The following is a 12,944-nucleotide window of genomic DNA, read 5'->3' as shown; positions in this document are numbered from 1 at the left end:
ATCATATATTTCCAAAGAAAATGAAATCAAAGGTAGTTTTAATAACAGGTGGTTCTTCGGGAATTGGAAAAGCTATTGGCATATGTTTAAAGGGTAAAGGGTATATTGTTTATGGAACGACTCGAGATACATCTAAACACACCACTTTTTCAGAATTTCCACTTTTGGATATGGACGTTCGAAATCGAGAAACCATTAAGAAAACGATAGAATTACTTCTAGAGAAAGAATCTCGAATTGATGTACTCATTAATAATGCGGGTATTGGTATAACCGGCCCCATGGAGGAAACTCCCCCGGAAGAAATCTTAAAGGCTTTTGCTACCAACTTTAATGGCCCTATTAGTGTTATTAATGAAGTGCTTCCTTACATGAGAACTCAGGGAAGTGGACTGATTATAAACATTACTTCGATCGCTGGTTACATGGGGCTTCCGTACAGGGGTGTTTACTCTGCAACCAAAGCGGCCCTAGAATTAATTACGGAAAGTTACCGTATGGAGACCAAAAAATTCGGGGTGCATTTCACGACTTTAGCTCCCGGAGATTTTGCCACCAATATTGCATCGGGAAGGTATCATACGCCCGTTTTCGATAATTCTCCTTACAAGGACAGTTATAAAAATACATTGGAAGCAATCGACGCCGATGTAAATAGCGGAGGGAATCCAGTAGAGGTAGGTAAAAAAATAGCGAAAATTATTGCAACCAAAAATCCGAAACCTCATTATAAAGTAGGCTCTTTTCTTCAAAAAATGGCGGTTATCCTAAAAGGTATTTTACCTGGTCGCTGGTTCGAAAAGATGTTGGAAAATCATAGCACGCATTAGCTATCGTATTTCGAAGAAGTTTTGAATCCTAATTAATTATTATAGTAGATATTTGAAAAACCATCAACAATAAGGGCATTGTCCGTTATAATGGCCTTATTCATCTTATCCAATACCAAAGTTTCCATGAGCTCTTTAAAATTATCGGTATGGTATTGGGATCTTGTGTCCGCCCCTAAAGTTTTTAAGATGACTTTCCATTCGTTAAGGTCGGTCTTGAGATTGATACCTACCAAATCGTAATCGGGCTTTTTCAATTTAAGTTCGGCTACTCTTGCAAAGATGTCTTGATACTGTTTTTTATTGTTTCCGGACCAGAAATAAAATAACACTTTTTTGTTCTTCGCAATTTCGGTCAAGGTAGTACTGTCATTATCGAAAGAAACTACGGGGAAATTAGGAATAGCCTTAGAGGGTTGAAGGTTGCTTATGCCGTGATATAAGTGCTCTATTTCTTCAATGTGCATATTGTTTTTAGAAACTTTTTTGAAATCATCAAGAAAGATTTTAGCGTTCTCGGGGCTGTCCTGTTTTTTAAGAAGGTAATCAACGGCAACATTTCTAAATAAATTATCCCTCAATTCCTTATCCACCACTAAACTGTCGATTAAATGAAGTTTGTGCTTATTAAAGTGTAACTGTTTGCCAGACCTCATATCGAGAGAATCACACCCTTTTTTACAGGTCATGTAAGCTAAATTCCCAAAATGTGCCTTCATGAAATCATAGTAAGGCCTCAAATAGGTCAGATTGAGATTATCGTAGTCAAGTTGGTTACGATATTCATAAAAATCGCTGGGTAAATCATGAAAATTTTCTTCTGCTGTTTTTCTTTTATGTTGAAATGGATAAATTTCTTTATATCTATTATAGGTGTATTCAATACTACCCTTAAGCAGTTCGTAACCGTCGGTCGTCATGTCAACTTCTGTCTTCAACTCATTAAGACGATGTAATTTTTCGTTTCTAAGCGATTTTATTTTTTCTGTGAATTCAGTAGGTTCCAATTCATAATAGTCCGAATACATAGTTTCATCCTCTTCTTCGGCTGAAATAAAAAGCTCCAAAAGAAAGTTGTTCAATTCTTCATTACTTCCCGAAAAAACTAATGACTCGTCAAAATAAATGGTATTAAGGCGCACCATAAGACTATCACCTTTTTCTAGATAAACGTATTGAAATTCTGGCGAATGGCTGAAATTATATAAACCGTTTTCAATGGATGGTAAAGTAAATTTAAATCGGTTTTTATCATCTAATTGTGCCGAATCTATTTTTTGCCGCCCCTTGTAAAGAACAACTTGATGACTTGTAGGATTTACAATTTCACCCGCAAATAGCACGGTGTTTGAATTGGAATCCTTATTTGAAGCGGAGCAACCCACTAATAGAACAATAATTGAAGAAAGTAAAATTCTTGCCATATAGTATAAAGGGACTGGTGTAAACCAAAAATAAGCAACCTAGTGTGCGGGGGCTGTTAATAGCTAGTTAAATGTTAGGAATATCAATCTCAACAGGCCTTAAATGAAATTGATGCTTGAGTAGTTCGTAGTAGCCTAGAAATTCAGTATTTTTGCAGCGATTTTTAAAATTTCGTTACTATGTTATCCGTATCTAATCTATCGGTTCAATTTGGGAAAAGGGTATTGTTCGATGAAGTGAACGTGGCGTTTACACAGGGCAATTGTTATGGTATTATTGGTGCCAATGGTGCCGGTAAATCGACCTTTTTGAAAATCCTTGCCGGTCAAATGGACCCAACTTCTGGGCATGTTCATTTAGAGCCGGGTAAAAGAATGTCGATTCTAGAGCAAAACCATAATTCGGCCGATGCCTTCACCGTTTTAGAAACTGTGGTCATGGGAAACAAGCCTCTTTATGAGATTAAAAAGGAAATAGATGCGCTCTACGCAGATTATGATGATAAAAATGCGGATCGGATAGGAGAGTTGCAGGTGAAATTCGAGGAAATGAACGGATGGAATGCAGATAGTAATGCTGCTGCCTTACTGTCAAACTTGGGCATAAATGAAGAGTATCATTATACATTGATGTCCGAATTAGATTCTAAACTTAAGGTACGTGTACTTTTGGCGCAGGCTTTATTTGGAAATCCAGATGTATTGATCATGGATGAGCCTACTAATGATTTGGACTATGAAACCATAAGTTGGTTAGAGAATTTCTTGGCAGATTATGAGAATACGGTAATAGTCGTGTCGCATGACCGTCACTTTTTAGATACCGTATGTACCGACATCGGTGATATAGATTTTGGAAAATTGAACCTTTATTCGGGTAATTATACTTTTTGGTATGAGAGTAGTCAGTTAGCCGCACGTCAACGCGCACAACAGAATAAAAAGGCAGAAGAGAAGGCGAAGGAGTTGCAGGAGTTCATCAGTCGTTTTAGTGCCAACGTTGCCAAGAGTAAACAGGCGACTTCCCGTAAGAAAATGCTTTCCAAATTAAAGGTGGACGATATCAAGCCTTCTAGCCGTAGATATCCCGCTATTATATTTGACCGTGAACGGGAAGCTGGTGACCAGATCCTTAATGTTGAAGGACTTTCCGCTTCAACGGATGAAGGGGAATTGCTCTTTGAAAATATCAATATCAACCTTGCGAAAGGAGACAAGATTGCAATAATATCTAGGGATTCAAGGGCAACTTCGGCTTTTTATGAAATCATTAATGGCAACAGAAAACCAGATAGCGGAAAATTTCAATGGGGTGTAACCACTACCCAATCGTATTTACCAGCCGATAATTCAGATTTCTTCAATGACAATATAAATTTGGTAGATTGGCTTCGTCAATATGCCAAAACCGAGGAAGAACGTGAAGAGGTTTACATTAGGGGATTTTTGGGTAAAATGCTTTTTAGTGGAGAAGAGGCATTGAAAAAATGTACAGTACTTTCTGGAGGAGAAAAAGTACGTTGTATGTTGAGTAGAATGATGCTGATGCGTGCCAATGTTTTGATGTTGGATGAACCTACCAATCACCTAGATCTCGAAAGTATTACGGCCTTTAATAATTCACTTAAGAATTTTAAGGGAACAGTGCTTTTTACTACACATGATCATGAATTTGCACAGACCGTGGCAAACAGGATTATAGAATTGACTCCTAAAGGCAATATTGACCGTTATTCTACGTTCGATGAATACATGTCTGACAAGGCATTAAAAGAGCAGCGTAATAAAATGTACGCGGTTACGGCATAGTATAGATTAACCCAAATCATCATTCTATGAAAACCTACAAAAGTGTGGCCATTCTTCTAATGGCCTTTAGTTTCGTTGCATGCGACAAATCCACTGATGGAATTTCAGAGGAATCACAAACCACTGTCACCGCAGATTACACTATTTTTTTAAAGGGCAGCAATCGTTTGGATACCCAGATTTTGACTTCAGCCCAAGATGGTTTGGTTGTCAAAGACGAGACAAGTGCTTTTGTATCTACTCCGTTAAGGTCCTTAAAATATCGAACTTCAGAAAAAATAAGCTACTATTCTACCTCGAATTGTGAAGCTACCGTTCAAGTTTATGATGTTATAAAGGATACTTCTATTGCTTTAGAGGTCTTTACAGATTTGGATGTCTGTTCTATTGAAGTAACCGCAATGGCGCATACAGACGAATCTATTTTTTTGTCCTACGTTAGGGAATTAGAAGGAAAGGATAGGCAATATGTGCTTCGCTTTATTTCATTGACAGAAGGCACACCAACTTTTGTTGATATTCCTTTAGATGAAAGACCGGTCGATTTGGTGCCCTCTACCAATAGACTTTTTGTTCTGACCTTAAATGAGTTTGTGACCGATGATTTTCATCTTCAAGTTATCGATATAGCATCGAGAGAAAGCTTGATGGAGCTAGACTTAGGATATGATGCAACAAAACTTTTCAAAAATAATTTAGAAGAAGTGATTATCAGTTACCCAGAATTGCATACTACATTGGATCCGGTAACACTAGATAAAAAGTACACCATGTACGGCGAAAATACCGCGCCAGGCTTTCTAACGTCAAAAGATTTTTTTATAGATTCTTCGGGAAAGTTATATTTTCAAAAGACAATTGCTTCGGCAGCCATAGCGACAGTACCTGCCATTTACGATTTCCAAAAAAATAAAACAGTTGTTTATCTTTTTGAAAATTTCTTGAGCGAAACAGAATTGAACGTGAAATATAACATTGCGGCGACCACGGCAATCGGTTTTGATGAAAAGAACGATTTTATCCTTATAGGATACCAAAAAAAGGCTCAGCAAGATAAAGGAGGAATACTACGAATAAGTCCTTCCCCAGATTTGAAAATAATTGACAATTTAGATTTAGACGGGGTGCCTCAAACTATTTTTGTACATTAAAATTGTTATAAAAGGAACTCTTCTATAAATGATTTAGCAATTGAAATACTTACTGTTCCAAATAGCATGATTAAAGTTTTTTCCCAAGGCGAATCCATAAAAAATGACGACCGAGGCGATACATTTGAACATAAAAAAGTAAATAATCCAAAATTCAGCACTTGAGTTAGACTTTGAAAAAAGTCCTTCGGGTACCATTGAGGTCACACCATAGCTCATTAAAAGAACCAGAACAGCAAGGTTTATAATGCTTTTAAAAGGCCACATCAATAACTTACGAAGGGGGTGTAGATCATTTCCCCATTGGTGAATTAAGTAATGATATCCGTTTCCAATAGGGGCGAACAGCAATGGGTCGTCCTTATCCTCCAATTTAAAAAGCTTCGAGGGAGCGATTATTTTAAATCCTTTAATTTCTAGATTATGCTCGCGTTCTAACGATTTTATTTTAGAAACGGCCTCTGTAGGAATTATGCCTTTAAAATATTTGGAATCCAAGAAGCGTAAACGGTAGTTGATACAAACATGCTTTATTTCATCAATATGATAAATACGGGAAGTGTCCAATAAATCAATATTGAAAGAATTCCTTGGTGTTGCTTTACCGTTAGCAATGTTTTGTTCTATCCGTTCGAGTTCGTTATCCAAATCATTTAGAATACGATAAACCTCATTAAGCCTACTTTCTTCTAACTTTGAACCCTTTAACCTAGCTTGATGCAGCTTGTTCTGGATATTCGTTTTTTGTAGCAACATTTTTCTTTCTTTAGCAATACTCTCAAATTTAGCTAATTAATGATTTTCTTAGAATTTTGTTTAAGCCAATTATAAGTTAATGAAATGTTAAATACATTCAAACCGATTATTTTAAAATGTGTCAATAAGGGTCATTATTGTATCTTGAAGGCAAAATTGGGCATTTCGCCGATTTTTAGACTGTAACCCGAACCGACCAACTACATGAAAAAATGGACATCCCTCGTGTCTCTGTGTGCCTTAGTTCTAGGCTTTCAATGCTATTCACAGGAAAGTAAAAATGAGTTAGCTTTAGATATAATTCTTCCTGATTTTACCGAAGCTCATCAGTCTATTATAGAATATACCGCTTCTATGGCAAAACACTCTACCTTATTGCAAGTTTTGAAAGCTGCGAATTTAGATGAAGTATTAGCATATACGGGAGAATTTACCGTTTTTGCACCCACCAATCTCGCATTTGAGAAGTTATCACATATTACGATCGATAAACTTTTAGACCCTAAAAATAAAAAGGCCTTAACATCAATTTTATCCTATCACATTATTGCGGGAAAATTTTCAGCGTCCTCCATTTTAAGGGCAATGTGTCGTGGTAATGGAAAGGCAAATTTTACAACTATACAAGGCGAAAAAATAACCGCAAGTATGAAAGGGCTAGATATTATCCTGACCGATAAAGATGGGAACCAAGCGACTATCTTAACTGCTGATAGTAACCAATCTAACGGTGTCATCCATGAAATCGATACTGTATTTCTACCTGCAAAATTATTCTAACTAGCGAAGCACTGCATTCAAATCACGCTCGTACGCTGCTTGCAGCTTTGACATGATTTTATCGATTTGTTTCTCTGTTAAAGTACTGTTATCGTCCTGTAATGTAAAACTCACTGCGTAAGATTTTTTTCCTTCAGGTAAATTTTGGCCTTCATAGACATCAAATAAGGTCAAATCCTTCAAGAATTTTCGTTCGGTACTATACGCAATATCGTAAATCTCCTTATAGGTAGATTTTTGGTCTAATAATAATGCAAAGTCCCTTTTTACTTCTGGGTATTTGGAAATTTCCTTAAAAAGGATTGGTGAATTTTTTAATTGTTTAAGAATGGTATCCCAATTGAAGTCGGCGTATAAAACATCTTGTTTGATATCGAAAGTTTTGAGGATGGATTTTTTAACTACACCAAACGAGACCAATGTATTTTTTTGAAAGCAAAAGGATAGACCTTCAGAAAATATTGAAGATACTACTGGTTCACTTTTCAAATCTTCTAAACCTAACCTTGCCAAAATGGTCGTTACTATAGATTTGAGCTTGAAAAAATTAGTGGACGTGCCTTTATTGGTCCAGCTATCCGGAGCGGAATTTCCAGATAACACTATGCTTAAATATTTATCCTCGATTCTTTTATCTCCTTTGCTTTTATAAGTTTTTCCAAATTCGAATAATTTCAGATTGGCACGTTTACGGTTAATATTATAACTGGCCGTTTCCAAGGTAGAAAATAAGGAAGCGCGTCTTAATACGGAAAGATCACCGCTTAAAGGATTCAGAACAGTGACCGATTGATATTCATTATCCCCATTTTGCAATAGTTTATCATATTCTGGATTCGTAAGACTATTGGTGAGAATTTCATAGTAGCCTTTCGAAGCTAAAAGATTCCCAATTGTTTTTTGAATGGTATGGTCTTCGGTCGGGGTAGTCGTCGCCACTGAAGCATTCAATTTCTCGCTAAAGGCAACATTATTATACCCGTAAACCCTTAAAATTTCTTCTATGACATCTACTTGACGTTGCACGTCGACCCTGTAGGAAGGAACTTCAAGGCCCATGCCCGTTTCCGTTACGTTTTTGACCTTTATGTCAAGTGACGCCAAAATAGACTTTATCGTATCTTGGGGAATTTCTTGGCCTATTAATTTATTGATTTTCTCAAAAGCCAAAAATACTTCAAAATTCTTCTTTTTTTGAGGGTACAGGTCAACAACATCGGAAGTTATATTGCCACCCGCAATCTCTTTAATCAATAAAGCGGCACGTCTAAGACTATATTCTACATTTTCAATATCAATACCACGTTCAAATCGAAAGGAGGCATCTGTGTTTAAGCCATGGCGTTTGGCCGATTTACGAATTGAAATAGGATTGAAATAAGCACTTTCTAAGAAAATGGATGTGGTTTCATCGGTCACCCCTGATCCCAATCCACCGAAAACACCTGCTAAACATAACGGCTTTTCAATATCACAGATCATTAGGTCGTCTTCATGCAAGGTTCGTTCAATGCCATCTAAAGTCATAAACTTTGTACCTTTTGCTAAGGTTTGAACAATTATCTTGTTTCCTTTGATTTTTGCGGCATCGAATGCGTGTAACGGTTGTCCCAATTCATGTAATACATAATTCGTGGCGTCTACAATATTATTCTTCGGGGTGATTCCAATAGCCTTTAACCTATTTTTCAGCCAAGTAGGGGAGGGCTGTACGATTAGATTGCTTAATGTAACACCACAATATCTAGGTGCCAAAGACCCTTCCTTTACGTCAACATCTATTTTTAAGGATCGATCATTTATATTAAAATGACTGGTTGAAGGGGTTATGAGTTCTTTTGAAATCTCCTTTTGTTTTAAGCCTGCTTTTAAATCGCGTGCAACACCAAAGTGACTCATCGCGTCCGCTCGATTGGGTGTCAATCCAATTTCAAATACCTCATCTTCTTCAATTTCAAATATGTCGGAGCAAGGAGTCCCAACTTTTAAATCATTGTTCAGGACCATGATGCCCGCATGGCTTGTACCTAGACCTAATTCGTCTTCAGCACAAATCATTCCATGGGATTCTTCTCCGCGAATCTTTCCCTTTTTAATAGTCCAGGCTTCTCCTTCTGCGGTATATAACGTAGTGCCGATAGTAGCTACAGGAACCTTTTGCCCTTTTGCAACATTAGGGGCACCACATACAATTTGTACCGGTGTACCGGTACCTATATCAACCAAAGTAACATTAAGCTTATCGGCATTGGTATGTTTTTCACAACTGAGTACATGACCAACGATTACACCTTTTAATCCGCCTTTTACAGATTCAAATTTTTCAACGCCTTCCACCTCTAATCCTAGATCGGTTAAAAGTTGTGCGGTTTTTTGGGATTCCCAATCTATATGTATGAACTGTTTTAGCCAGTTGTATGATATTTTCATTCAGAGAATTTAAAGGCAGCAAAGATAAAACAATGCCATTACACATTCAATAAGCTGATAAGTGTTTCTTTTAATTTTTAATTCTGCTTTTTAAATTGTTAATTCGAGGATTAAAATTTGATGGATTATGAGAAGATGTATTGGTATGGTCGCATTATTTGTTGTTTTAATCGCCTGTAGTGAACCAAAGAAAACACAAACGTTGGCTGAAGGCGTTTGGAGAGCGGAGCTTATGGTTATGGATAATGAGGTGTTGCCCTTTAATTTAAAGGTAAACAAGAAGGATGATGGATCGTATACGATGCAGGTTATGAACGCGGAAGAGGTCATTGATGTTGATGAAATATCGATCAAAGGAGATTCTATCGTAATACAAACTCCTGTTTTTGAAGGATACTTGGCAGGAACTTTTACTGAAAAAAGTATAAAGGGAGAATTTGTAAAAGAAAGTTTGGACCGAATCGTTCCCTTTACCGCGACATTTGGTCAGGAAAACCGTTTTTATTCTAATGGCCCAAGTACGGAAAATGTTTCTGGAATATGGGAAACCCATTTCAGTCCCAATACGGAAGATGAATATTTAGGGAAGGGAATATTTCTGCAGGAAGGGGATCAGGTTACCGGTACTTTTAGGACAACAACAGGAGATTATCGTTATTTAGACGGTATAATGGAAGGTGATTCACTTAAGCTATCTGCATTTGATGGTTCGCATGCATTTCTCTTTACGGCCAAGGTTACGGACTCTACAATGACAGGTACTTTTTATTCGGGGAACCATTTTAAGGAACCATTTAGCGCGACACGAAATGATGGATTCGAATTACCAAGTCCAGATTCCTTGACCTTCTTAAACGAAGGATATGATAAATTGGCGTTTACTTTTCCTGATGCGAAAGGCAATCAGGTTTCGTTATCTGATGAACGTTTTGCGAACAAGATAGTGATTGTGCAATTGATGGGAACTTGGTGCCCAAATTGTTTGGATGAAACCAAATTCTTGGTAAACTATATGAACGAAAACAGAAACAAAGACCTTGAAATTATAGGTTTGGCGTTCGAATCTGCTAAAACTGAGGAAAAGGCTTTTGAGGGAATTGAACGATTAAAGGATCGTATAGGTGTTGCCTATCCCTTGCTGTTAGCTCAATATGGCTCTTATGATAAGGCCGCCGCTCAGCAAAAGCTTCCTATGTTGAACCGTGTTTTATCTTATCCTACCACAATTTTTTTGGATAAAAAGGGAGAAGTCCGTAAAATACATACGGGTTTTAATGGTCCGGCTACAGGCGAAAAATTCGAGGAATTTAAAAAGGATTTTCACCAATTGGTTACACAACTTACTTCAGAGGAATAAGAAATAGTTATATAATGGTAGATTTTCCTAGACCGATGTTTTCATCGTTCATGTTGAAACTACCATCCAACTCCATAATATTATCTGCTATAAAATCGCCAACATAATTAGTTCCGTATTTAGAACTTCCTAGAATATCTGTAGTAACTATTTTTTTGGAAAATGATTTCAACACCGCTGCAACAACGGCATCGGACTCCTCATTCATTTTAAAATGTTGCAATAACATTGCCGTGCTTAAAATGGAGGCTACAGGATTGGCGATGTTCTTACCCTTTGCATCTGGGTATGAGCCATGAATGGGCTCGAACATGGCATGTTCCAAACCTACAGATGCGGAAGGAAGCAAGCCAATCGAACCAGCGATTACGCTTCCTTGGTCTGATAAAATATCGCCGAACATATTGTCGGTTAGGATTACATCGAACTGAGAAGGGTTGAGAATCATCTGAACTGCTGCATTATCAATAAAAAGACAATTCAAAGTTACATCGGGATAGCTTTCTGAAATTGTATGTACCACGCGTCTCCACAGCCGTGAGGTTTCTAAGACATTTGCTTTGTCTACCAGGGTAACTTTCTTTTTTCTTGATCGAGCAGATTTAAAGGCAAGATGTGTAATTCTACTTATTTCCTTTTCGGTATAGGTACAGGTGTCGGTCGCTGAATTTTGGTCTTCATCATTGGTTTTATTGCCGTAATAGATTCCTCCAGAAAGTTCTCTGAAAATAACCAGGTCTGTATGCTGAACGTTCACCTTTGATAGCGGTGATTGTTTTATCAAAGAAGGAAAAACCTTTACGGGCCTGATATTCGCAAAAAGATCCAGTTCTTTTCGCAGTTTCAATAAACCTTGTTCCGGCCACACTTTGGCCCTAGGATTATCATCATATTCTGGCAAACCCAAGGCACCGAATAAGGTGGCATCCGTTTTTTTACAGATTTCCAAAGTTTCTTTTGGAAGCGGAGTCCCCGTTTTTTTTATCGCCGAGGCACCGATCAATGCTTTCTTGAACGTAAAACTATGGCCAAAGGTTTCTTCTACAGACCGTAAGCACTTAATGGATTGTGCTACAACTTCCGGTCCTATTCCGTCCCCTTCTAAAACTGCAATATTTAAGTGCATATGACTAGCTAATACTGTGTAGGTCTATTTTGGTAGCCTCTATGATTTGGTGAATATCTTGATCTTTCACTTCTTTTTTGGTGTCGGCGAACTTTAAAAACTCTTCATACACCATATCTAATTGGGTTTTGGTAAGCTCGTATCCCACAATTTTAGCTCGGTAGGCAAGGGCGGCCCTTCCACTACGAGCAGTAAGAACAATGGACGATTCGGTAACGCCCACATCTTCGGGGTCCATGATTTCATAGGTCTCCCTGTTTTTTATCACTCCATCCTGGTGTATACCCGAACTATGCGCAAAGGCGTTTGCACCCACAATCGCTTTGTTCGGTTGTACCAACATTCCCATTTTTCTGGATACCATTAGACTCGTGTCATAAAGTAACCTGCTGTTTATGGTAGTATCCAAGTTAAGATCTTGATGTTGCCGCATAATCATAACCACTTCTTCCAAAGATGTATTTCCGGCACGTTCTCCGATTCCGTTAATGGTACATTCTATCTGTCTTGCACCATTGATAACCCCTGCAATCGAATTCGCTGTCGCTAAACCAAGGTCGTTATGACAATGACAGGAAAGAATCGCTTTGTCCATTCCTTTTACATTTTCACGTAAGTACTTCATTTTCGCACCGTATTCTTCGGGTAAACAATATCCGGTAGTATCCGGTATATTTAATACCGTAGCACCTGCTTTTATAACGGCCTCACAAACCCGAGCTAAAAATTCATTATCGGTACGGCCTGCATCCTCTGCATAAAATTCAACATCTTCTACAAAGGTCTTGGCATAACTTACGGCGGATACTGCACGTTCTATAATAGCTTCCCTATTTGAGTTGAATTTATGTTTGATATGTGAATCAGATGTACCGATACCGGTATGTATCCTTGGTATCCGTGCATGTTTTAACGCTTCTGCAGCAACTTCAATATCCTTTTTAACTGCGCGTGTCAATCCGCAAACAGTAGCGTTCTTAACGAGTTTTGCTATGGCTTCAACAGATTTAAAATCACCCGGACTAGAAACGGGAAAACCGGCCTCGATGATATTCACGCCCAATTCATCGAGACGCTCTGCGATGACCAATTTTTGTTCCATGTCCAACTTACAGCCAGGAACTTGTTCTCCATCTCTTAACGTTGTGTCAAAAATTTGTACTATATCTTTACTCATTATATTTACGTAGTTTTACTGGTCGAACGAATATATAACCTAATACTCGAAATATACAGATTTCGTAATGTCGTTTACAACGTTAAGACACTTTTTTAGGTATA

Annotated in this window: 10 protein-coding genes; 5 read left to right on the top strand and 5 right to left on the bottom strand. The window is 37.7% G+C overall.

The genetic code is table 11. The features are described 5' to 3' along the window. Nucleotides 1-20: 20 nt before the first annotated feature. A complete protein-coding gene (locus ACNR9Q_RS13280) occupies nt 21-830 on the top strand; it encodes an SDR family oxidoreductase (protein ID WP_419211703.1) in 810 nt (269 codons plus the stop codon). Between the two features lie 32 nt (nt 831-862). Here ACNR9Q_RS13280 and ACNR9Q_RS13275 read toward each other — a convergent pair whose 3' ends face one another. Next, entirely contained in the window at nt 863-2,254 is a 1,392-nt protein-coding gene (locus ACNR9Q_RS13275) for a transaldolase (RefSeq protein WP_419211702.1), read from the bottom strand. A gap of 180 nt (nt 2,255-2,434) precedes the next feature. On the opposite strand from ACNR9Q_RS13275, the gene ACNR9Q_RS13270 reads away from it, so the two are divergent. Together ACNR9Q_RS13270 and ACNR9Q_RS13265 are read left to right on the top strand one after the other, a co-directional pair. After that, nucleotides 2,435-4,063, top strand: coding sequence for an ABC-F family ATP-binding cassette domain-containing protein (locus ACNR9Q_RS13270; RefSeq protein WP_419211701.1), 1,629 nt, complete (start codon nt 2,435-2,437; stop codon nt 4,061-4,063). Nucleotides 4,064-4,089: 26 nt separating this feature from the next. Beyond that, entirely contained in the window at nt 4,090-5,214 is a 1,125-nt protein-coding gene (locus tag ACNR9Q_RS13265) for a hypothetical protein (RefSeq protein WP_419211700.1), read from the top strand. A gap of 33 nt (nt 5,215-5,247) precedes the next feature. Here ACNR9Q_RS13265 and ACNR9Q_RS13260 read toward each other — a convergent pair whose 3' ends face one another. Then, nucleotides 5,248-5,970, bottom strand: coding sequence for a hypothetical protein (locus tag ACNR9Q_RS13260; protein WP_419211699.1), 723 nt, complete (start codon nt 5,968-5,970; stop codon nt 5,248-5,250). Between the two features lie 204 nt (nt 5,971-6,174). On the opposite strand from ACNR9Q_RS13260, the gene ACNR9Q_RS13255 reads away from it, so the two are divergent. Beyond that, nucleotides 6,175-6,750, top strand: a complete 576-nt coding sequence (locus tag ACNR9Q_RS13255) for a fasciclin domain-containing protein (RefSeq protein ID WP_419211698.1) — start codon at nt 6,175-6,177, stop codon at nt 6,748-6,750. On the opposite strand, the gene pheT is transcribed toward ACNR9Q_RS13255, so the two are convergent. Further along, nucleotides 6,751-9,180 (bottom strand): phenylalanine--tRNA ligase subunit beta, encoded by a 2,430-nt coding sequence (gene pheT, locus ACNR9Q_RS13250; RefSeq protein ID WP_419211697.1) that lies wholly within the window; start codon nt 9,178-9,180, stop codon nt 6,751-6,753. Between the two features lie 127 nt (nt 9,181-9,307). On the opposite strand from pheT, the gene ACNR9Q_RS13245 reads away from it, so the two are divergent. Then, nucleotides 9,308-10,537 (top strand): peroxiredoxin family protein, encoded by a 1,230-nt coding sequence (locus ACNR9Q_RS13245; RefSeq protein WP_419211696.1) that lies wholly within the window; start codon nt 9,308-9,310, stop codon nt 10,535-10,537. 7 nt (nt 10,538-10,544) lie between these two features. On the opposite strand, the gene leuB is transcribed toward ACNR9Q_RS13245, so the two are convergent. Together leuB and ACNR9Q_RS13235 are read right to left on the bottom strand one after the other, a co-directional pair. Next, the gene (gene leuB, locus ACNR9Q_RS13240; RefSeq protein ID WP_419211695.1) at nt 10,545-11,663 is read right to left on the bottom strand and encodes a 3-isopropylmalate dehydrogenase; all 1,119 of its coding nucleotides are present in this window, start codon (nt 11,661-11,663) and stop codon (nt 10,545-10,547) included. A gap of 4 nt (nt 11,664-11,667) precedes the next feature. Further along, nucleotides 11,668-12,840 (bottom strand): 2-isopropylmalate synthase, encoded by a 1,173-nt coding sequence (locus ACNR9Q_RS13235; RefSeq protein WP_419211694.1) that lies wholly within the window; start codon nt 12,838-12,840, stop codon nt 11,668-11,670. Between the last annotated feature and the right edge of the window lie 104 nt (nt 12,841-12,944).

Origin of the sequence: Maribacter sp. X9, from assembly GCF_048537565.1 — a bacterium.
In the GTDB taxonomy this organism is placed as follows: Bacteria; Bacteroidota; Bacteroidia; order Flavobacteriales; family Flavobacteriaceae; genus Maribacter.
This window is presented reverse-complemented; position numbering and strand designations above follow the sequence as displayed.